The 19,668-nt window shown below is 71.8% G+C and carries 20 protein-coding genes and 1 pseudogene; 10 read left to right on the top strand and 11 right to left on the bottom strand.

Going from position 1 to position 19,668, the window contains the following annotated elements:
- Positions 1-534, bottom strand: a complete 534-nt coding sequence (locus H0I76_RS17750) for an AAA family ATPase (RefSeq protein WP_200613066.1) — start codon at positions 532-534, stop codon at positions 1-3.
- Positions 531-1,409, bottom strand: a complete 879-nt coding sequence (gene dapA, locus H0I76_RS17745; protein WP_200613176.1) for a 4-hydroxy-tetrahydrodipicolinate synthase — start codon at positions 1,407-1,409, stop codon at positions 531-533. Before dapA ends, H0I76_RS17750 begins: the two co-directional genes overlap by 4 nt.
- Positions 1,410-1,672: 263 nt before the next feature.
- Here dapA and H0I76_RS17740 point away from each other — a divergent pair, with 263 nt between their 5' ends.
- The 8 genes from H0I76_RS17740 to H0I76_RS17705 all read left to right on the top strand — a co-directional run bounded on the left by H0I76_RS17740 (position 1,673) and on the right by H0I76_RS17705 (position 10,164).
- The gene (locus tag H0I76_RS17740) at positions 1,673-3,355 is read left to right on the top strand and encodes a lytic transglycosylase domain-containing protein (protein WP_200613063.1); all 1,683 of its coding nucleotides are present in this window, start codon (positions 1,673-1,675) and stop codon (positions 3,353-3,355) included.
- A 278-nt stretch (positions 3,356-3,633) separates the two neighbouring features.
- Positions 3,634-4,155, top strand: coding sequence for an MAPEG family protein (locus tag H0I76_RS17735; protein ID WP_200613061.1), 522 nt, complete (start codon positions 3,634-3,636; stop codon positions 4,153-4,155).
- A gap of 214 nt (positions 4,156-4,369) precedes the next feature.
- Positions 4,370-5,662 carry a nicotinate phosphoribosyltransferase gene (gene pncB / locus H0I76_RS17730; protein WP_200613059.1) on the top strand — a complete coding sequence of 431 codons (1,293 nt, stop codon included), beginning with the start codon at positions 4,370-4,372 and terminating at the stop codon, positions 5,660-5,662.
- A 72-nt stretch (positions 5,663-5,734) separates the two neighbouring features.
- Positions 5,735-6,400, top strand: a complete 666-nt coding sequence (locus H0I76_RS17725; RefSeq protein WP_200613056.1) for a TVP38/TMEM64 family protein — start codon at positions 5,735-5,737, stop codon at positions 6,398-6,400.
- A gap of 106 nt (positions 6,401-6,506) precedes the next feature.
- Positions 6,507-7,193 carry a haloacid dehalogenase type II gene (locus tag H0I76_RS17720; protein WP_200613053.1) on the top strand — a complete coding sequence of 229 codons (687 nt, stop codon included), beginning with the start codon at positions 6,507-6,509 and terminating at the stop codon, positions 7,191-7,193.
- Complete coding sequence (locus H0I76_RS17715) at positions 7,190-8,038, top strand: alpha/beta fold hydrolase (RefSeq protein WP_200613051.1); 849 nt, start codon at positions 7,190-7,192, stop codon at positions 8,036-8,038. Before H0I76_RS17720 ends, H0I76_RS17715 begins: the two co-directional genes overlap by 4 nt.
- The gene (locus H0I76_RS17710; RefSeq protein WP_200613048.1) at positions 8,035-9,018 is read left to right on the top strand and encodes a threonine ammonia-lyase; all 984 of its coding nucleotides are present in this window, start codon (positions 8,035-8,037) and stop codon (positions 9,016-9,018) included. Before H0I76_RS17715 ends, H0I76_RS17710 begins: the two co-directional genes overlap by 4 nt.
- Positions 9,019-9,024: 6 nt before the next feature.
- Entirely contained in the window at positions 9,025-10,164 is a 1,140-nt protein-coding gene (locus H0I76_RS17705) for an endonuclease/exonuclease/phosphatase family protein (RefSeq protein WP_200613045.1), read from the top strand.
- A gap of 6 nt (positions 10,165-10,170) precedes the next feature.
- Here H0I76_RS17705 and H0I76_RS17700 read toward each other — a convergent pair whose 3' ends face one another.
- The 4 genes from H0I76_RS17700 to H0I76_RS17685 form a co-directional block, all read right to left on the bottom strand.
- Complete coding sequence (locus H0I76_RS17700; protein WP_234455418.1) at positions 10,171-11,280, bottom strand: DNA recombination protein RmuC; 1,110 nt, start codon at positions 11,278-11,280, stop codon at positions 10,171-10,173.
- Positions 11,280-13,166 carry a DNA mismatch repair endonuclease MutL gene (gene mutL, locus H0I76_RS17695; protein WP_200613042.1) on the bottom strand — a complete coding sequence of 629 codons (1,887 nt, stop codon included), beginning with the start codon at positions 13,164-13,166 and terminating at the stop codon, positions 11,280-11,282. Before mutL ends, H0I76_RS17700 begins: the two co-directional genes overlap by 1 nt.
- A 54-nt stretch (positions 13,167-13,220) precedes the next feature.
- The gene (locus H0I76_RS17690) at positions 13,221-14,165 is read right to left on the bottom strand and encodes an alpha/beta hydrolase (RefSeq protein ID WP_200613040.1); all 945 of its coding nucleotides are present in this window, start codon (positions 14,163-14,165) and stop codon (positions 13,221-13,223) included.
- Between the two features lie 85 nt (positions 14,166-14,250).
- A complete protein-coding gene (locus tag H0I76_RS17685) occupies positions 14,251-15,033 on the bottom strand; it encodes a GNAT family N-acetyltransferase (RefSeq protein ID WP_200613038.1) in 783 nt (260 codons plus the stop codon).
- A 127-nt stretch (positions 15,034-15,160) separates the two neighbouring features.
- On the opposite strand from H0I76_RS17685, the gene msrB reads away from it, so the two are divergent.
- On the top strand, positions 15,161-15,553 hold the full coding sequence (gene msrB / locus H0I76_RS17680) for a peptide-methionine (R)-S-oxide reductase MsrB (protein ID WP_200613035.1): 393 nt from the start codon (positions 15,161-15,163) through the stop codon (positions 15,551-15,553).
- On the opposite strand, the gene H0I76_RS17675 is transcribed toward msrB, so the two are convergent.
- The gene (locus H0I76_RS17675) at positions 15,534-16,364 is read right to left on the bottom strand and encodes a class I SAM-dependent methyltransferase (protein WP_200613032.1); all 831 of its coding nucleotides are present in this window, start codon (positions 16,362-16,364) and stop codon (positions 15,534-15,536) included. The two genes, msrB and H0I76_RS17675, sit on opposite strands and share 20 nt — an antisense overlap.
- Before the next feature lie 48 nt (positions 16,365-16,412).
- Here H0I76_RS17675 and H0I76_RS17670 point away from each other — a divergent pair, with 48 nt between their 5' ends.
- A complete protein-coding gene (locus H0I76_RS17670; protein WP_234455417.1) occupies positions 16,413-17,099 on the top strand; it encodes a pyrimidine 5'-nucleotidase in 687 nt (228 codons plus the stop codon).
- 99 nt (positions 17,100-17,198) lie between these two features.
- On the opposite strand, the gene recR is transcribed toward H0I76_RS17670, so the two are convergent.
- From recR to H0I76_RS17650, 4 genes and pseudogenes are all read right to left on the bottom strand, one after another.
- A complete protein-coding gene (gene recR / locus H0I76_RS17665; protein WP_200613029.1) occupies positions 17,199-17,798 on the bottom strand; it encodes a recombination mediator RecR in 600 nt (199 codons plus the stop codon).
- Positions 17,795-18,766 (bottom strand): dimethylarginine dimethylaminohydrolase family protein, encoded by a 972-nt coding sequence (locus H0I76_RS17660; protein WP_200613026.1) that lies wholly within the window; start codon positions 18,764-18,766, stop codon positions 17,795-17,797. Before H0I76_RS17660 ends, recR begins: the two co-directional genes overlap by 4 nt.
- Positions 18,767-18,771: 5 nt before the next feature.
- On the bottom strand, positions 18,772-19,113 hold the full coding sequence (locus H0I76_RS17655; protein ID WP_200613023.1) for a YbaB/EbfC family nucleoid-associated protein: 342 nt from the start codon (positions 19,111-19,113) through the stop codon (positions 18,772-18,774).
- Between the two features lies 1 nt (position 19,114).
- A pseudogene (locus H0I76_RS17650) lies at positions 19,115-19,668 on the bottom strand (hypothetical protein); the annotation flags it as partial.

The following is a 19,668-nucleotide window of genomic DNA, read 5'->3' as shown; positions in this document are numbered from 1 at the left end:
TCAGCCCTCCGCGCCCATGCGCACGCCACCGAGCGCGGCCATCTCGGCCGCGTCGGGCGCTTCCCACAGGCCCTCGACGAAATCGAACATCGCGCGCGTCACCTCGAAACCCGTTCCTTCCCCGCCCGCTCGGTTGCGCGCCTCGACCCGCGACCAGCGCAACTCGGGCGGCAGGTCGAGCCAGTGAAGCCGCACGGGGATGCCCTGCTCGCGCGCCCAGTCCGCGAAGGCGGCACGGTCGGCGCGCGTCGTGAACCCCGCATCGGCGACGGACGGCACGCCGAGCGCGGCCAACTGGCCGATCACCGCGCGCATCTGCGCCGTCGCCCGTTCGACCCGCTCCATGCCCCAGTCGGCATCCGCGCCGGGGACCGCGTCGGGCCAGTAGAGCCGGCCCATCCACTCGTCGATCGAGAAGAGCACCGCACCCTCGCGCGCGGCAAGCGCGGCCGCGTAAGTCGTCTTTCCCGCGCCGGTCGAACCGCAGACGAGATGCAGGAGCGCCTGCGCCTTGCCCTCGCCGCGCGGTGTCACCCGTTCAGGATCCCTGCATGCACCATCGCGCCGCGGATCCGCTGCTTCACGCCGTCGGTCGCGCCGAGCAGCGGAAGGCGCACCTCCTCGGTGCAGCGACCCAGAAGCGAGAGGCCATATTTCGCGCCGACGAGGCCGGGCTCGAGGAAGATCGCCACGTGCAGCGGCATCAGCGCGTCCTGCAGATCGAGCGCCCGGGCGTAGTCACCCTTCAGCGTCGCCTCCTGGAACTCGGCGCAAAGCCGCGGCGCCACGTTGGCCGTGACCGAGATGCAGCCCACGCCGCCATGGGCGTTGAAGCCCAGCGCCGAGGCGTCCTCGCCCGAGAGCTGGATGAACGCCTTGCCGCAGGTCTCGCGCTGCTTCGACACGCGCGCGACGTCGCCGGTGGCGTCCTTGACGCCGACGATGCGCGGCAGCCGCGCCAGCGTCCCCATCGTCTCGGGGCTCATGTCGACGACCGAGCGACCGGGAATGTTGTAGATGACGATCGGCAGGTCGGACGCGTCGTGGACGGCGGTAAAATGCGCGATCAGCCCGGCCTGGGTCGGCTTGTTGTAATAGGGCGTCACGACCAGCGCGCCGTCGGCCCCCACCTTCTCGGCAAAGCGGATCAGGCTCACGGCCTCGGCGGTGTTGTTCGAGCCCGCGCCGGCGATCACCGGCACCCGGCCCGCGGCGGTCTTGACCACGATCTCGATGACGCGCTGGTGCTCGTCATGGGTCAGGGTCGGGCTCTCGCCCGTCGTGCCGACGGGAACGAGGCCGTGGCTGCCCTCGGCGATCTGCCACTCGACCAGCGCCCCCAGCGATTTCTCGTCCACGCGCCCATCACGGAGGGGGGTCACGAGGGCTGGCATCGATCCCTTGAACATGGGGCGCTCACTCAAGATGGCGCCTCGCCGAAAGACGGCGCGGGCGCGGGTTTCCGGACGGATTTCGAGGTGCGCGACCCTATGCCCAAAGCCCCGCATTGACAAGAGACGACGCCCGCGCCCGGTGGGGCGTTGCCGCGCTGCCGCACGAAGGGCCAGAAGGCAGAATTTTGGAGTCCGGGCCGCGCGGGTCCTCGGCGCGTCGCGGGCTTCGTGCTATGATCGGCGCGAGGCAGAACGAAGCAGGCTATGGAGCACGGAGAATGGTGCGTGAAACGCCCGTCCGGAGCAGCAGAACGTCTATTCTTGCAAGATTTCTCATCGTCCCGGTTGCGCTTGCCGCGCTGATCGGACCCGTCACGGCGCAGGCCCTCGATCTGCAGGAGACCCGCGTGCAGGGCGAGGTCGTGCGCCGCGCCCTGGCACTGGGCGAGCGCGGCGACTGGGGCGGCGCCGAGGCCCTCGCGCATGGCACCCGCGATGTGGTGGTTCAGGACATCGTCCTGTGGCGCAAGCTGCGCGCGGGCGCGGGCAGCGTGCCCGAATACCAGTCCTTCGTCGCGCGGCGCGGGACCTGGCCGGGGCTCGACCACCTGGCCGAGGCGGTGCTGGGCAGCCGGCCCGGCGTGACCGATGACGGCGGCTCGCGTCTGACGCCGGCGGCGAACGCGCGCTGGAGCGAATTCTCGAGCCTTTGGAAAAAGCGCGACTACGATGCGGCCGAGGTCTATCTGGCGGGGGTCGGGCCCGCCGAGATGGGCAACCCCAAGCTCTGGGCCGAGCGGCGCGCGATCCTTGCCCGGCGGGCGGCGCGCGAGGGCCGCGGCCGACTGGCCTACGGGCTGGCCAGCGCCCATGGCCTGACGCCCGCGGACGGCTATGACTATTCCGACCACGAATGGCTGGCGGGCTGGATCGCGCTGCGCCAGCTGAACGACCCGGCCCTCGCCGCCGGGCATTTCCAGAGGTTCGAGGTCTCGGTCGAGACCCCGATCAGCCTTGGCCGGGGCGGCTACTGGCTTGGCCGCGCGCTCGAGGCGGCGGGCGACACCGCGGGCGCGCGCGCGGCCTACGAGCGCGCGGCGCGGCACCAGACCTCGTTCTACGGCCAGCTTGCGGCGGCCGCGATCGGGGTGCCGGGCGACCCGGCGATCACGGCCACCGACTTGCCCGACTGGCAGCGCAGCCCGGTCACGCGGTCGGACGACGTGCGCATGGCCGCGATCGTGCATTTCGCCGGCGAGGACGGTCTCGCCTTCCAGACCTTCACCCATCTTGCCGAGCATCTCGACGGGGGCGCGGCACTGGGCGCGCTGGCGGACCTCGCGCTCGAGCTCGACCGGCCGCACTACGCCGTGCGCATCGCCAAGAAGGCGACCCGCAAGGGAGAGGTGCTGATGCCGGCCTACTACCCCGTGACCGAGCTTGCCGCCTATGTCAGCGCGGTCGAGCCGGCGCTGGCGATGTCGATCGCGCGGCAGGAGACCGAGCTCAACCCCCGTGCGATCAGCCACGCCGGCGCGCGCGGCCTGATGCAGGTGATGCCCGCCACCGCAAAGAAGGTGGCCGGCTGGATCGGCGAGGACTATTCGCCCGAGCGCCTGACCGAGGACTGGCGTTACAACGCCCGGCTTGGCCAGACCTATCTGTCGCGCCGGATCGAGGAGTTCGGCGGCTCCTACGTGCTGGCGGCGGCGGCTTACAACGCCGGCAAGGGCCGGGTCGACGAGTGGATCGGCAAGTATGGCGACCCGCGCCTGCCCGGCACCGACATGATCGACTGGATCGAGAACATTCCCTTCTCGGAGACCCGCAACTACGTGCAGCGGGTCATCGAAGGCGTCTATGTCTACCGCGCCCGCCTGTCGGGCCAGGCGGGCGAGATGACGATCATCGCCGATCTGGCACGCGGGGTGCGCTGCGGGGCCCAGACGGTCACCTGCTGAGCCTCCACGAACGACCGAGCGGCGCGGGCGTGTGTCCCCGCGCCGTCTTGACGGGAGGCCCGGCGTCTCCTCGCCCATCCGCTCCAACCCGGTCGGCGCCGCGCGCGGCACAGCCGCGGGCGGCCGCCCGTGCACTCCGACGAGCCGAGGCTTCGGAAAGGGAATGTTGCCATTCGGCGCATTCGCATGGACGCTGTCTTGCGGGCTCGATGCTGTTCGACCCGGTGTTCGATTGCCGGATCGTCTCGCAGACTGCTTCGGAGGGATTTGCAGGGACAATGACGAGAGATCAAAGGATCGTCGCGCTCGGTGCCAGCAGCGGCGTTGCGGCAATGGTGGCCGCAGTCGTTTTCGGCTGCCGCCTCGTCCCGCCGCCGGCCGGCCTCGACGATCTGGCCGCGCGCCTTGGCTACACGCTTCGCATGAATGCGATCGCGGCATTGCCCTTGCTGGTCGGGATCATCGTTGTCGGAAACAACCGGTTCTTCAGCGACGCAATCAACCCGCTCCTGAACAAGGAAACGCCGGAAACACGCATCAATGCCCAGGTCGTCGAGAACACGCTGCAGCAATACGTGCTGTTCCTGGTCGGGACGCTTGCGCTCAGCACGGTGCTCGGCGCCGATCAGATGGCGGTCATTCCGGTCACCGTGACGATCTTCGTCGTCGCCCGGGTCGCGTTCTGGATCGGCTACAGGATCCATCCTCTCTACCGCGCCTTCGGCATGGCGGCGACCGGGTACATGAACCTCGGCATCATCGCCTACGTGGCATGGCACACCGTGGTGCAGCTCGATTAGGGCAGGCAGAGGCACGGACCCGGTGAGGGGCTGAAGCCGCCGCACGTCAACGCCTGAGGCAGAGCGCGGCGACGCAGCCGGGCCGGGAAGCTGCACCCGCCCGCGGATGTCCAAATGGCGCATCCCCGGGATGGCGCTTGGGGGTCGACTGGCGGCGAATTCCGGGCAGAATGGCGCGCTGCGGCAGGCGGGCCGCCGAGTACCGGACGAGCACATGACCGACATTGCCACCCGCGTTCACAACAGAAGCTGGAAGATCGACCCGATCGTCCGCTCGGTGATCGACACCGATTTCTACAAGCTGCTGATGGCGCAAAGCATTTTCCGCCACCACCCGCAGACGCGGGTGACCTTCTCGGTCATCAACCGCTCGGACGACGTGCCGCTGGCACGGCTGATCGACGAGGGCGAGCTGCGCGAGCAGCTCGATCACATCCGCACCCTGCGCCTCTCGCGCGGCGAGTCGACCTGGCTGCGCGGCAACACCTTCTACGGCCGGCGCTGGATGTTCGACCCGGATTTCCTCGACTGGTTCGAGGGCTTCCGCTTCCCCGAATACCATCTCGAGCGCCGCGGCGATCAGTACGAGCTGACATTCGAGGGCCGCTGGATCGAGACCACGATGTGGGAGGTCCCGGCGCTGGCCGTTCTGATGGAGCTGCGCTCGCGCGCGGTGCTGCGCGGCATGGGCAAGTTCGAGCTGCAGGTGCTCTATGCCCGCGCCATGACCCGCGTCTGGGAGAAGATCGAGCGCCTTCGCCGCCTGCCCAATGTCGCGGTCGCCGATTTCGGCACGCGGCGCAGGCACGGCTTCCTGTGGCAGGACTGGTGCGTGCAGGCGATGATGGAGGGCCTGGGCGAGCGCTTCACCGGCACCTCGAACTGCCTGATCGCACTGCGCCGCGAGGTCGAGGCGGTCGGCACCAACGCCCACGAGCTGCCGATGGTCTACGCGGCGCTGGCCGAGAGCGACGCGGCGCTGGCCGAGGCGCCCTACCAGGTCCTCGCCGACTGGCAGCAGGACTACATGGGCAATCTGCGCATCGTGCTGCCCGATACCTACGGCACCCGCGGCTTCCTCGAGCGCGCGCCCGACTGGATCGCCAACTGGACCGGCGTGCGCATCGACTCGGGCGACCCGGTCGAGAACGGCGAGTTCGTGATCGACTGGTGGAAGCGCCGCGGGCAGGATCCGTCAACCAAGCTGATGATCTTCTCGGACGGGCTCGACGTCGAGCTGATCGAGACGCTCTACCGGCGCTTCTCGGACCGCAGCCTGCTGGGCTTCGGCTGGGGCACGCTCCTGACCAACGATTTCCGCGGGCTGATCGGCGACGGGCGGCTCGACCCGTTCTCGCTGGTATGCAAGGTCGTTTCGGCCAACGGGCGCGAGACGGTCAAGCTGTCGGACAATCCGAACAAGGCGATGGGCTCGCCCGACGCGGTGGCGCGATACAAGCGCGTCTTCGGCGTCGGCGACCAGGTCGCGCACAGGCTGGTCGTCTGAGACCGCACCGCCCGGCACACGGGGCCGCAGCCGTGCCGGGGCCGGGTGCATGACGGAAAGGACCGCCGCAGAATGAGCACCGAGGCGAGGTTCCAGCGCCTGCTCGCGCTGGCGGCACTTATCCTGCTGATCGCCCTTGGCGCGATCCTGGCGCTGGCGCTTGACGAGACCCGGATCACCGGCGACGCGCTCTCCGGCAGGATCGAGGCCATGGGCGTCTGGGGGCCCGTGGCAGTCGTCGGGTTGATGGTGCTGCACTGCTTCATCCCGTTCCCGGCCGAGCTGCTGGCGCTGGCCGCCGGGGCGGCCTTCGGCACCACGCTGGGCACGGCGGTGATCTGGGTCGGCGCGATGATCGGCGCCGCGCTCTCGTTCGGACTTGCCCGCGCGCTGGGGCGCCCGGCGGTCGAGGCGCTTCTGCCCGCGCGCCACCGCGCCGCGCTCGACGACTGGGCGGCCGACCAGGGCGCGGTCACGCTGCTGGTCAGCCGCTTCATCCCGGTGATCGCCTTCAACCTGATCAACTACGCCGCCGGGCTCACGCGGGTCGGCTTCTGGACCTTCGCCTGGACCACCGGGCTTGGCATCCTGCCGCTCACGCTGGTGATGGTCCATATGGGCGCGGTGATGGCCGAGATGAGCTGGCCCATGCTGCTGGGCCTCTCGGCCGCTGGCATCGTCGCCATCGCGGGGCTGCATCTGCTGGGCCGTGGCCGCGGATGGTTCCGCCGGCGCTGAGCCGCGCGGCGACGCCTCGGCCGATCGTGATGCGCCGGGCCTTTTCATCGGCCCCCCCGGCGTGCAATCTGCGCCGCGCGACCGCAAGCCTGCGAGGGGGACGACGATGACCATCACGACCTGCGTCTTCGATGCCTACGGCACCTTGTTCGACGTCAACGCCGCGGCGCGCGAGGCGGCCGAGGAGCCCGGGCGCGACGCCTTCGCGGCGCAGTGGCAGAAGATCTCGGCCACCTGGCGCGAGAAGCAGCTGCAATACACCTGGCTGCGAGCAACCTATGGCGTGCACACGGATTTCTGGACCGTGACGATGCAGGGGCTCGACTACGCGCTCGAAGCCCACGGCATTGCCGATCCCGACCTGCGCGACCGGCTGCTGCAGCTCTACTGGGAGCTGGCGGCCTACCCCGAGGTGCCCTCGATGCTTGCGGCCCTCAAGGCCGCCGGGATGCGCACCGCCATCCTCTCGAACGGATCGCCCGAGATGCTGAACGGCGCGGTCGAGAGCGCCGGCATCGGCGACGTGCTCGATGCCGTGCTCTCGGTCGAGCAGGTGGGCGTGTTCAAGCCGCATCGGTCGACCTACGACCTGGTCGGCCAGGCCTTCGGTGGCCCGCGGCGCGAGGTGCTGTTCGTCTCGTCGAATTGCTGGGACGCCTGCGCTGCGACCGGCTACGGCTTCGTCACGGCCTGGGTGAACCGCCGGTCCGAGCCGGTCGACCGCCTGCCCTGGCGCCCGGTGCACGAGATGTCGGACCTGACCGGCATTCCGCGGCTCGCGGGGGCCGCATGAGCGCGGACGCGCCGCGCCGCTTCGCCTCGGCCGACGGACGCCGCATCGCCTATGACGTCGCCGGCGACGGGCCCGCGGTGCTGTGCCTGCCAGGCCTCACCCGCAGCATGCGCGACTTCGAGCCGATCGCCGCGCACCTGGCATCGCGCCACCGCGTGCTGCGCATGGACTATCGCGGACGCGGCGGCTCGGACTGGGCCGAGGCGCCCTGCGCGGAATACACGCCGATGGTCGAGGGCGGCGACGCCGCGCTCCTGCTCGCGCATCTCGGCATTGCCCGCACCGCCATCCTGGGAACCTCGCGCGGCGGGCTGATCGGCATGGGGCTCGCGGCCAAGGCGCCGGCGATGGTCTCGTGCCTGATCCTCAACGACGTGGGCCCCGTGATCGAGCCCGCCGGGATCGAGGCGATCCTGGGCTACCTGGGCCGCGACCCGGGCTTTCCCGATTTCGACGCCGCCGCCGCGGGCCTGCACCGCGCCCATGCCGCAAGCTTCCCCGACCTCGATCGCGCGGCCTGGCTTGCACAGGCCCGGCGGATCTTCCGCGACGAGGGCGGCCGGCCCGCGCTCGACTACGACCCGCGGCTGCGCGAGGCGGTCGAGGCCGCCCTGGCGGCAGGCCCCGCCGATCTCTGGCCGCTGTTCGACGAGATCGAGGTGCCGATCCTGGTGCTGCGCGGCGCGAACTCCGAGGTCCTCAGCCCCGCGACGCTGGCCCAGATGCAGGCGCGCAAGCCCGGCCTCGTCGCGGTCACCGTGCCCGACCGCGGCCATGTCCCCTTCCTCGACGAGCCGGTCGCGCTCGCCGCCATCGACACCTTTCTTGCGGAGCACGCGGCATGAGCGATGCCATCTCGATCGACGACATCCGCGCCGCCGCCCGGCGGCTCGAGGGGCATGCGCTGCGCACGCCGCTGCTCGAGAGCGCGCTGCTCAACCGCGCGGCCGGGCGCCGGGTTCTCGTCAAGGCCGAGTGCCTGCAGCGCACCGGCAGCTTCAAGTTCCGGGGCGGTTGGTCGGCGCTGACCGCGCTGCCCGAGGACGCCCGCCGTCGCGGCGTGATCGCCTATTCCTCGGGCAACCACGCGCAGGGCGTGGCGCATGCGGCCGAGCTGCTGGGCGTGCCCGCCGTGATCGTGATGCCGGCGGACGCGCCGGCGCTCAAGCTTGCCAACACCCGCGCCCATGGCGCCGAGGTCGTGACCTATGACCGCGCCGGCGGCGAAAGCCGCGAGGCCAAGGGCGAGGCGATCGCCTCCGAGCGCGGCCTGACCATCGTGCGCCCCTATGACGAGCCGATGGTGATCGCGGGCCAGGGCACGACCGGGCTCGAGATCGCGGCCCAGGCGCGCGACGCCGGAGTCACGCGGGCCGATGTGCTGGTCTGCACCGGCGGCGGCGGGCTCGCCTCGGGGATTTCGCTGGCGCTCGAGGCCGAGGCACCGGGGCTGCGCGTGCGCACCGCCGAGCCATCGGGCTTCGACGACTGGAAGCGCTCGCTCGCGGCCGGCGAGCGGCTCGGCAACCCGTCCGGCGCCACATCGATCTGCGACGCCATCGTGACGCCCTGCCCGGGCGAGCTGACCTGGCCGATCCTGTCGCGTCGCGCGGGCCCGGGGCTGTCGGTCACCGACGACGAGGCGCTGGCGGCGGTGGCCACCGCCTTCCTGCGGCTCAAGATCGTGGTCGAACCGGGCGGCGCTGTCGCGCTTGCCGCCGCGCTGTCGCGCGGTGACGAGATCGAGGGCGACGCGGTGATCGTGGTCGCGACCGGCGGCAATGTCGATCCGCCGATGTTCTCGCGCGCGCTGGCACGGCTCTGATCCGGCATGGGCTTCACCGTCGCCACGCTCAATGCCCAGAACCTGATCTCTCCGGGCAGGCCGTTCTACCATGGCGATGGGCTGAGCGCGGACGACTTCGACTGGAAGCTCGACTGGCTGGCCGACCAGCTGCTGGCAATGGACGCCGACTTGGTGGCGGTGCAGGAGGTGTTCGACGCCGCCGCCCTCGCCGCGCTGGCCGCCCGGGCCGACGCGCGCGCCGCGGCGCTGGCCGGAGGCGGTTATGGCGGCACCCTGTGGCGCGGGGGCCCGTGGCGACCCTATGGCGACGGCCTTCGATTCGCCCGCAATCTCAACGAGAACGAAACCCACCCGCGCCCCGGCCTCGCCGTGCTGTCGCGCCATCGCGTGCTCGACTCGGGGCATCTGCAGGACATCTCCGGCCGCCCGGTCTCGGTCGATTTCATGCAATTGCGGGCCGGGCTGGCGGGGGAATGGAGCCTGACGCGGCTGTCGCGCCCGATCCAGTGGGTGCGGCTGGACATCGAGGGGCGCGAGATCACGCTGTTCAACATCCATCTCAAGTCGCCCACGCCCGAGTTTCCCCATGGCGGCCCGGACGCGCCCGAGGGCGACCTGATGAACTACGACGCGGTCGGGCGCGGGCGCGGCGCGATCCGCGCGAGCCTGCGCCGGATGGGCGAGGCGCTGGCCGTCCGGCGCGAGGTGGTGACCGTGCTCGAGGCAGGCCATCCGGTGATCGTGGCGGGCGACGTGAACGCGCCGCACATGGGCGACGCCGCGCTGATCCTGGCGGGCGAGCGGCCCGACAGCGATTACACGACCGAGCCCCGCTTCGGCGCCGAGGGCACCTGGACCGCCGAGGAAGACCGCATCATCCGCGCGCGGATCGAGGGGCTGCGGCTCGACTCGGCCGAGGCCGTCGCCTCGGCCCGCGTGGGGCGCGCGGCCTTTCATACCTCGGCCTTCGGCGGTGTCTACCAGAGCCTCGACCGCCTGCTCCTATCGGCGCATTTCCGCGACGGCGACCCGCGCCAGATCGCCTGGCTGGGCCATCTGCGCGCGTTCAACGACCATCTCAACGACGGCGGCCTGCCGCGCGGGCGGTATGACGCGCTGGCCTCGGACCACGGCCAGCTGGTGGCGCGGATCGACTGGGTCTGAGGGGACCTACTCGGCCGCGCTCAGCTCGTCGCCGCCGAACTCGACCTCCTCGAGCCGGGTGGCGCGGGTCGCAGCGCGGTCGGCCGTGATGCGGACGCCGCGCAGGTCCTCGCCCGCCTGCGCGAGATGCCGCTCGAGATTGCCGACCCGATCGACCAGCCGCCCGATATCGCGCGTCAGCGCGCCCAGCTCGCGCCGGATCCGGCCGCTTTCCGCCGCGATCCGGGCGTCGCGCATCACCCCGCGCATCGTCGTCAGCATGGCCATCGTGGTGGTGGGCGAGACGATCCAGACGCGCCGCTCGAAACCCTGGCGGACGACCTCGGCATGGTTCGCGTGCAACTCGGCATAGACCGCCTCGGAGGGCAGGAACATCAGCGCCGATTCCGCGGTCTCGCCCTCGATGATGTAGCGCTCGGCGATATGCGCGACATGGGTCTGGACCGCCGCCCTCAGCGCCCGGGCGGCCTCGCGCTTCTCGCGCTCGGTACGGGCCGAGGCCAGCGCCTGGTAGGCCTCGAGCGGGAATTTCGAGTCGATCACCATCGGCCCCGGCGGATGCGACAGGTGCACCAGTGCATCGGCCCGCCGGCCGTTCGACAGCGTGGCCTGCAGCGCATAGGCGTCGGGCGGCAGGGCGTGGCGCAGGATCTCGGCCAGCTGCACCTCGCCAAAGGCGCCGCGCGCCTGCTTGTTCGACAGGATCTCCTGCAGGCCAAGCACGTTGCCCGAGAGCTGCTCGATCCGCCCCTGCGCCGCGTCGATCACCGAAAGCCGCGCCTGCAGCGCGCCGAGGCTCTTGGCCGTCTCGCTGGCCGAGCCTGAAAGCGTCGCGGAGACACGGCTCGACACCTCGCCCAGCCTGCGCTCCATCGTCTCCATCGCGCGGATCTGGGCGCCGGCCTGCGCCTCGGCCAGCTGCGCGAGCGCGCCCACCAGCTGCTGCTGACCCTGCCCCAACCGGTCAAGCGCCGGGCCAAGACCGCGCTGGCCGCCCCGCGCAAGGCGCGCGGTGACCAGTATGGCCAGAACGAGGAGCGCCAACGCCCCCGCCGCCAGATGCAGCGGATCGACCCCGGCAAGGGCCGCACGCATGGCGGCCACCAGCGCCTCCATCACCGGCGCCCGAACAGGCGCTCGATATCGGCGAGCGAGAGCACGACCGATGTCGGTCGCCCGTGGTTGCAGGTGGCCGAGCCGGGCGTCGCCTCCATCTCGCGCAAGAGCGCGTTCATCTCGTGCACGGTCAGCCGCCGGCCCGACCGGACCGAGCCGTGGCAGGCGATGCGCGAGAGCACCGCGTCGAGCCGCGCGCGCAGCGACCCCGCGCCGCCGCCGTCGGCGATCTCGTCGGCCACGTCGCGCATCAGGCCCGCCACGTCGCAATCGCCGAGGATCGCGGGCACCTCGCGCACGCAGACCGCGCCATCGCCGAAGGGCTCGACCACCAGGCCCAGCGCCTCCAGCGCCTCGGCGTGATCGGCAACCGGGCCCGCGCCGGCGCCGAGATCGACGATCTCGGGGATCAGCAGGCCCTGACGCTTCACGCCCGCATCCGCCATCTGGCGCTTGAGCCGCTCGTAGACCAGCCGCTCATGCGCGGCGTGCTGGTCGACGATGACCAAGCCGTCGCGGGTCTGGGCGAGGATGTAGTTCTCGTGGATCTGGGCGCGTGCCGCCCCCAGCGGAAAGTCCGGCGATCCCTCGGCGGCGGGCGTCTCCGCCTCGGGCTCGGGCACCTCGGCGCGCGCCGACCATCCGGCCTGCTCGGCGAAGCCTGCGAACTCGGCCGTGCCGCCAGCCGGCGCCTGCGCCGCGGTGCCCGCGGCAAGAAGGTCCGGCGCCGGCGGGCGCCATTCGCCGCCCCGCCATCCCGCGCGCGGGGCAGCCGAGCCTGCCGCGGGACGGAACGCCCCCAGCGCCGCGTCGGACAGCGTCGTCGCCGCGCGGTGCCCGGCCTCGGCCAGGGCATGGCGCAGCGCCGAGACGACCAGCCCCCGCACCACGCCCGATTCGCGGAACCGCACCTCGGCCTTGGCCGGGTGCACGTTCACGTCGACACGCTCGGGCGCGAGATCGACCCACAGCACCGCGACCGGGTGCTGGTCGCGCGACAGGAAGTCGCCATAGGCCGCGCGCAGGGCCCCGGCCAGCAGCTTGTCACGGACCGGGCGGCCATTGACGAACAGGTACTGGTGCACCGCCGCGCCCCGCGCATAGGTGGGCAGGCCGGCAAAGCCGGTGAGGCGCACGCCCTCGCGCTCGGCCTCGACGGCCAGCGCGTTCTGGGCGAACCCCTGGCCCAGCACCCGGTCGATCCGGGCGAGGCGCGCCTCCATCTCGCCGCCGCTCTCGGGCGCGAGGCTCAGGAGCGCCCGCCCCTCGCCGCCGCCGGTGACCTCGCGCAGCACGAAGCCGATGCCCGGCTCGGCCAGCGCCAGCCGGCGCAGCGTGTCCGAGGCGGCCTGCGTCTCGGCGCGCTCGGAGCGCAGGAACTTGAGCCGTGCGGGCGTGGCCGAGAACAGGTCGCGCACCTCGACCGTGGTGCCCTGGCCGCGCGCCGCCGGCCGGGGCCGGCCGATCTCGCCCGCGTTCACCGCGATCTCCCAGGCCGCGTCGGCGCCGAGGGCGCGCGAGCTCAGGCTCACCCGCGCCACCGCGCCGATCGAGGGCAGTGCCTCGCCGCGGAAGCCGAAGCTGGTGATGTGCACGAGGTCCGAGCCGTCGATCTTCGAGGTCGCGTGCCGCTCGAAGGCCAGCGCAAGCTCGTCCTCGGGAACGCCGATGCCGTCATCCGAGACCCGGATCAGCGTCTTGCCGCCATCGGCCAGCGCCACCTCGATCCGGCCCGCGCCCGCGTCGATCGCGTTCTCGACAAGCTCCTTCACCGCCGAAGCGGGGCGCTCGACCACCTCGCCCGCGGCGATGCGGTTGGCCGCGGCCTCCGAGAGGCGGCGAATCCGGGGCCTGGAACCCATGATGTTGCGTTGCGCCGTGTTCATGCCCCAATCCATAGCATGGGGCGGGGCGATTCTGAAACGGCTTCTCGCGCGCCGTCAGCCCAGGCAGTCGCGCAGGAACGCGGCCTCTCGGGCGCGGCTTTGCCGCGCGATCCCGAGGTCGAAACAGTCGAAGGCATGCACGCCGCCCGGGTAGATCGCGACCTCGGCCCGCCCGCCAGCGGCCTGCCAGCGCTGCCCCATGAACAGCGTGTCGTCGATCAGCGGATCGGCCGTGCCGCACTGGAACAGCGCTGGCGGCAGGCGCGCCGGCAGCGGCGCGAGCAGCGGCGACACGCCGGGGTCGGCTCGGTCGGCCGCGCCCAGCAGGTTCTGCGCGAACCAGTCGATCACCGGGGTCGACAGGATCAGGTAGCGCTGGCCCCAGTTGCGCGCCGAGGGCGTCATGCGCATGTCGAACACGCCATAGTTCAGCACGAGCCCCGCGATCCGGTCGGCCAGCCCGGCCGCGGCCAGCCGCAGGAAGGTGACCATGCTCAGATGGCCGCCGGCCGATTCGCCGCCGATCAGCACGGGGCCGGGGCGCGTCTCCAGCACCCAGCGCGCCGCCGCCTCGCAATCCTCGGCGCAGCCGGGCCAGCGGTTCTCGGGGCTCAGACGATACTCCGCCGACACGACGTCGAGCCCGGTCTCGCGCGCGATGCGCTGGTTGTAGCCGTCCGACTGGTCGGGGCACCCCAGCGTCCAGCCGCCGCCATGAATGTGCAGGTAGGTACCGCGCGCAGCACCAGGCGCGGGGCTCAGCCGCACCCGCCGCGCAGGCCCACCCGGCGCGCCGGGGATCTCTCGCCATTCCGAGCCCTCGAGCGGCCCGGCAGGCGGGAACAGGCCGCGCCCCTCGGCCCGTGCCTTGCGGGTCAGCTCGGGCGGCACCGTGTTGACGACCGGCACCAGCGCCAGCGCCTTTTCGAGCGCGTCGTTGAAGGCCGCGGTCTCGGGCGCGACGGCGGCGGGATCGAAGGGCGAGGGGGACACGGTCATGGCGGGCTCCGGATGTCACCGGGCGCGCGGCCCGGCCCCTGCCGTCATAGCGCCATGCACGGCACGCGCAAGCGCCGCGGGGCGCTCAGGTCCCGACGGCACGGCGCGGTCGCAGGAGCGCCGCCCGCGCCGAGGGCACGCGGCTCACCTCGACCCCGGTGAAGACATGGAGCGTGTTGAGGTCCTTGTCGATCACCGCGTGGTCCGACACCCAGCCGCCCATCACCAGGTAAGTGCGCAACAGCGGCGGCATGCGGCGCATCGCCAGCCGCAGGTCGGGCTTGAAGAAGCGCAAGGCACGCGCGAAGCGGAAGATCCGCGGGGACTTGGGCAGCGGCAGCCAGCGCCGCGGCGCCAGGTGCTTCTCGCGCAGCAGGGCAAAGGCGTCGCGGTACTCCTCGGCATCGACCCCGTGGAAGGACGAGCAGCCGAACAACAGCTCGACGCCCTCGCGCTCGACATGCGCGCTCATCGCCGCCCACGCGATGCGCAGGATGTTGGGATCGCGCCATTCGGGATGGATGCAGAAGCGGCCCATCTCGACCATCTTGCCGGGGAAGGCGCTGAGCCGCGACAGCTCGTAATACTGCGCCGAGTAGCTCCGCCCGATCTGCGAGCCATCGTCGAGCGGCAGCATCCGGAAGCAGCACACCAGCTGGCCGGACTTCACCTCCTCGACCATCAGGTGGCTGCAGATCGCATCGAAGCCGTCGGCATCGAGCCCCTCGGCCCCGCCGGCATACCCGCCGCCCGGCCCGCTGCCGAGCCCGCGGCCGGCAATGAAGGCAAGGTAGCGAAGCTGCTGGCAGCGGCGGATATCCGCCTCCGTCTCGGCGAAGCGTGCATTGTATTTGCCGATCCCGAACATGTGAACCTCCGGGGAGCTCGATCCCTGCTGCGCGGGTTACGCGCAGACCACCTGTGGCCCTATATATATGCACGGGCGCGACATCCGTATGACGCCTAGGCAGACATCACTGCACGGAGAACGCGGCATGGCCGGAAAGGTTCTGAAGCACGACGACGAATGGCGCGCGCAGCTCTCGCCCGAGGCCTATCGCGTCACGCGCCGCAAGGGCACCGAGCGGCCCTTCACCAACGACAATTTTCCCAAGCAGCCCGGCAAGTTCCACTGCGTCTGCTGCGGCACCGCGCTGTTCGACATGGCGCACAAGTTCGACAGCGGCACGGGCTGGCCCAGCTTCTGGCAGCCCGCCGCCGACAGCGCGGTCGCCGAGAATGAGGACCGCAGCTGGTTCATGCGCCGCACCGAGGTGGTCTGCGCCGCCTGCGACGCGCATCTGGGCCATGTCTTTCCCGACGGGCCCCGGCCGACGGGCCTGCGCTACTGCATCAACGGGGTCGCGCTCAGTTTCGAGCCCGAATGATCCGGACCACGCCGGGCATGCGCAGCCAGCCGTCGCGCACGTGAGGCGCGATGGCCTCGCGCAGCGCGTCGGCCGCGCGGGCGCGGGTGGCCGGCGCCTCGCTCGCCAGCCTGCGGGCAAGGGGGCCGATGTGCGTGAGCATGGTCACGCCGCGCTCGACAGGGTCCGCCTCGGCGCCGTCGCCGATCACCAGCTCGATATCGTGCTCGTCCTGCGTGACGCCCCCGAACCCGGCCTCGGTCAGGATCGCGTGCGGATAGGCGGGATCGGCCCAGGCGAAGGGGCCGGGCGCCGTCGGCGACTTGGGCTCGGCCGGGCCCAGCACCCGCGCGCCGACCTCGGCGGGGATCCGGGCCCAGGGGTTTCGCGCCATGTCGGACCAGACCGTCAGCACCACCCGCGCGCCGGGCTTCAGCGCCCGGCGCAGCCGCGCGAAGGCGGCGGGCGGATTGTCGAAGAACATGCAGCCGAACCGCGAGAACAGCGCGTCATGCCCGCCGCTGAGGTCGAACTGCGCCGCATCCCCCTCGTGGAAATGCACGCAGCCCATGCCGACGCGGGCGCGGGCGACGTCAAGCAGGTCGGGCGAGATGTCGAGCGCGGTGACCGCGCCTCCCGGCGTCACCGCCGCGGCGATGGCCTGGGTCATCGCGCCGGCGCCGCAGCCGAGGTCGATCACCCGCTCGCCCGGGTGGGCGTCCAGCGCCTTCAGCCCGATCTCGCCCGCGGGCGCAAGCTGGCGGTCGAGCGCCTGCACCCGGCGCGCCCATTCCAGCCCGACGCGGCCGGCCCATTCCGCTGCCTCGGCCATCTTTGCTCTCCCATCAGGCGACGATTCCGGCGATAGTCCGATCCTGCGATGACCCGTCCCCTGCTGACAATGCCACAAGCTGCATCCCGCGCGCCCGACTTCACCCGGATCGAGACCTGGGTCTTCGATCTCGACAACACGCTCTACCACCCCTCGGCGCGGCTGTTCGACCAGATCGACCGGCGGATGACGGATTTCATCATGGGCGCGCTGGGCGTCGCGCGGACCGAGGCCGACCGGCTGCGCCGCCTCTACTGGGAACGCTACGGCATCACGCTCAAGGGGCTGATCGACCATCACGGCGTCCATGCGCAGGACTTCCTCGACCACGTGCACGAGATCGACCTCTCGGGGCTGAAGCCCGACCCGGCGCTGCATGACGCGCTCGCCCGCCTGCCGGGGCGCAGGCTCGTGCACACAAACGGCGCGCGCGCCCATGCCGAGCGGGTGCTGAGCGCGCGCGGCCTCGACGGGCTGTTCGAGGGGATCTACGGCATCGAGGACAAGGGGCTGGAGCCCAAACCCTCGGCCGCCGCCTATGACCGGGTGCGCGAGCACGCCCGCTTCGACCCCGCCCGTGCCGCCATGGTCGAGGACGACGCCCGCAACCTCGCGGTGCCCAAGGCGCGCGGCATGGCGACGGTCTGGGTCTGTCATCACGAGGGCGAGAAGGCGCCCGAGCATGTGGACCGGCGTGTGACCTGCCTCACGCGGTTCCTGAGCGAGTTGCCGTGAACCCGGCCCCTAGGCCGAGCCGCGTCATGGAATTTAGTAAATGAAATATAATCAAATACTTGATCACGATTTTACGTGTGAAAGCGTTACTCACACCCCTCAGAACGCCTTGCGCGCGCTGAGCGCGGCCGAGATCGTGCCGTCGTCGAGATAGTCGAGCTCGCCCCCGACCGGCACGCCCTTGGCCAGCGACGTGACCTCGGCCCCGGTCCCTTCGAGATAGTCGGCCACGACATGCGCCGTGGTCTGCCCGTCCATCGTGGCGCCGACCGCGAGGATGACCTCGACAACGCCCTCGGCCCGGACGCGGGCGGCAAGCTCGGGGATGCGCAGGCTCTCGGGCGTTACGCCGTCGAGCGCCGAGAGCGTTCCGCCCAGCACGTGGTAGCGCCCCTTGAACACCCCCGCGCGCTCCAGCGCCCAGAGGTCGGCCACGTCCTCGACCACGCAAAGCCGCGTGGCGTCGCGCCGCGCGTCGGTGCAGATCCCGCAGCGCGGCCCGGTCGCGACATGGCCGCAGACCTCGCAGAGCGCGACCCGTTCCGCCACCTCGGCCATTGCCTGCGCCAGCGGAAGAAGCAGCCGCTCGCGCCTCTTCACCAGCGCCAGCGCCGCGCGCCGCGCCGAGCGGGGGCCGAGGCCCGGCAGCTTGGCCATAAGCTCGATCAGCCGCTCGATCTCGCTGCCGGGCCCGGTCATCCGCGCGCCCGCGCGACCACGCCGGTCAGGCAGCCAACCGCGCCCGCCGCCTTGCGCAGCTCGGCCGTGGGGGTCTCGGTCACCTCGACACCCAGGCCCTCGTAGAAGGCGCGGGCGGCGGGGCTGGCCGGCATCAGGATCCGGCGCGGGCCCAGGGTGACCACGTTCATCGCCGTGTTGGTGTCGGCCTCGCCCAGGTCCGGCAGGAACGCGACGCGAAAGCCGCGCGCGCGCAGCGCCACCACCGCCGCATGCGGCGTGCGCCGCGGCCAGGCCACGGCGAGATCGCGGTCGAGGATGCGCAACATGCCCATCAGGTGCATGGTGCCGAAGGGCAGGTCGACGGCGATGGTCTCGACCCCCATCTGGCCCAGGAGCCCCGCGATCTGGGCGATCGCGGCGTCGTTGGTGCGCAGGCCCCGCGCCACCAGCACGCAATGCGCGTCCAGCCACATCAGGTCCGCGCCCTCGAAGGTGGCCTCGCCCCTCAACGTCATCAGGACCGGCACCCGCGCGGCGGCAAGGCAGGCCGCGACCGCCACCTCCTCGCCCGCGCGCACGGTCGAGGCGGGCCGGGCAAGGATCGCGCCCTCGGGCGTCATCACGAAGAGATCGGCGCAGAACATCTGGTTGGGATGGGTGGCCGAGGGCGGCACCTCCAGCACCGTCACGCCCGCATCGCGATAGGCCTGGGCCATCCGCGCATGCTCGTCGGCCGCGCGGGCCAGATCGACCGGGGCCAGGAGCTGGTTGCGGTCGGCCTCGTTGCTGGCCGCCGCCAGCGCCGGGCCGGGAGCCGAGACGAGCACGCAGCCCAGCGGCGCCCATTCGTTGGCGATGCCGCATTCGGCCCAGTGGGTACCGATCTCGGCGGCATGGGGCGCGGTGCGCGGCGACCAGGCCTCGCCGCCATAGGCCGCGGTGCCGAAGCTCGTGCCCTCCGCCGCGCCCGGCATGTCCTCGGCCATCGGCGTCACGTCCCTGGGAACTTGAAGCCCGGCGGCAGGGGCAGCCCCTCGGTCAGCTTGGACAGCTCCTCCTGCGCCTGCTCCTTGGCCTTGCGCACGGCGTCGTTGACGGCGGCGACGATCAGGTCCTCGAGCACCTCCTTCTCCATCGAGCCGTCGATCAGCGAGGGGTCGACCTTCAGCCCCTTGACCTCGCCCTCGCCGGAGGCGGTGGCGCGCACCATGCCGGCGCCGGCCGTGCCTTCGGCCGTCATCTCGGCGATGCGGGACTGCGCCTCGGCCATGCGCTCCTGCATCTTCTGGGCCTCGCGCATCAGCTTGGCCATGTCGCCCAGTCCCTTGAGCATGTCAGCCCTCCTCTCCGAATGGGTCATCCGCATCGAGGATGTCGCCGTCGATGTCGACCGCGTCGTCCTCGGGCACGGGGGCGAGATAGTCGGGTTCGCCGGCCGGCGCCAGAGCCGAGAGCGGCCGCATCGCGCCGATCTTTGCGCCGGGGAAGGCGGCAAGCGCGGCCATGACCAGCGGGTGGCGCGCGGCCTCGGCCATCATTCCGGCCTCCTCCTCGGCGCGCCTCTCGGCCAGGGTCTGGCCGCCGGCCGCATCGCTGACCGCGACCGACCAGCGCCGGCCGGTCACCCGGTGCAGCATCTGCGCGAGGCGCCCGGCCAGATCGGCGGGTGCGCCCGGACGGGGGGTGAACTCGATCAGTCCCACCCGCAGGGTGACCGGGCTGAGGAAGCGCTCGATCTCGTCGAGCAGCTTGATGTCGCGCTCGCCCACCACCATCGCGGCGATGTCCTCGAGGCTCACGACCACCGCCTCGGCCTGCGCGGCCGGCGCCCGCTCGGCCCGCGGCGCGGCTGCCGCCACGGCGCCGCCGGCGACCGCGCGCAGGGGCG

This window comes from Thermohalobaculum xanthum (assembly GCF_016623495.1).
In the GTDB taxonomy this organism is placed as follows: Bacteria; Pseudomonadota; Alphaproteobacteria; order Rhodobacterales; family Rhodobacteraceae; genus Thermohalobaculum; species Thermohalobaculum xanthum.
Note: the sequence above shows the minus strand (reverse complement) of the source record. Positions and strands in the feature narration are given on the sequence as shown.

Coding starts and splice junctions, on each gene's coding strand:
- msrB (WP_200613035.1), top strand. CDS start 15,161: ATGGCCGGAAAGGTTCTGAAGCACGACGACGAATGGCGCGCGCAGCTC.
- H0I76_RS17660 (WP_200613026.1), bottom strand. CDS start 18,766: ATGGCCGAGGACATGCCGGGCGCGGCGGAGGGCACGAGCTTCGGCACC.
- H0I76_RS17675 (WP_200613032.1), bottom strand. CDS start 16,364: ATGGCCGAGGCAGCGGAATGGGCCGGCCGCGTCGGGCTGGAATGGGCG.
- H0I76_RS17740 (WP_200613063.1), top strand. CDS start 1,673: ATGGTGCGTGAAACGCCCGTCCGGAGCAGCAGAACGTCTATTCTTGCA.
- H0I76_RS17700 (WP_234455418.1), bottom strand. CDS start 11,280: ATGGAGGCGCTGGTGGCCGCCATGCGTGCGGCCCTTGCCGGGGTCGAT.
- recR (WP_200613029.1), bottom strand. CDS start 17,798: ATGACCGGGCCCGGCAGCGAGATCGAGCGGCTGATCGAGCTTATGGCC.
- mutL (WP_200613042.1), bottom strand. CDS start 13,166: ATGAACACGGCGCAACGCAACATCATGGGTTCCAGGCCCCGGATTCGC.
- H0I76_RS17655 (WP_200613023.1), bottom strand. CDS start 19,113: ATGCTCAAGGGACTGGGCGACATGGCCAAGCTGATGCGCGAGGCCCAG.
- H0I76_RS17670 (WP_234455417.1), top strand. CDS start 16,413: ATGACCCGTCCCCTGCTGACAATGCCACAAGCTGCATCCCGCGCGCCC.
- H0I76_RS17690 (WP_200613040.1), bottom strand. CDS start 14,165: ATGACCGTGTCCCCCTCGCCCTTCGATCCCGCCGCCGTCGCGCCCGAG.
- H0I76_RS17685 (WP_200613038.1), bottom strand. CDS start 15,033: ATGTTCGGGATCGGCAAATACAATGCACGCTTCGCCGAGACGGAGGCG.
- H0I76_RS17725 (WP_200613056.1), top strand. CDS start 5,735: ATGAGCACCGAGGCGAGGTTCCAGCGCCTGCTCGCGCTGGCGGCACTT.
- dapA (WP_200613176.1), bottom strand. CDS start 1,409: ATGTTCAAGGGATCGATGCCAGCCCTCGTGACCCCCCTCCGTGATGGG.
- H0I76_RS17705 (WP_200613045.1), top strand. CDS start 9,025: ATGGGCTTCACCGTCGCCACGCTCAATGCCCAGAACCTGATCTCTCCG.
- H0I76_RS17720 (WP_200613053.1), top strand. CDS start 6,507: ATGACCATCACGACCTGCGTCTTCGATGCCTACGGCACCTTGTTCGAC.
- H0I76_RS17710 (WP_200613048.1), top strand. CDS start 8,035: ATGAGCGATGCCATCTCGATCGACGACATCCGCGCCGCCGCCCGGCGG.
- H0I76_RS17735 (WP_200613061.1), top strand. CDS start 3,634: ATGACGAGAGATCAAAGGATCGTCGCGCTCGGTGCCAGCAGCGGCGTT.
- pncB (WP_200613059.1), top strand. CDS start 4,370: ATGACCGACATTGCCACCCGCGTTCACAACAGAAGCTGGAAGATCGAC.
- H0I76_RS17715 (WP_200613051.1), top strand. CDS start 7,190: ATGAGCGCGGACGCGCCGCGCCGCTTCGCCTCGGCCGACGGACGCCGC.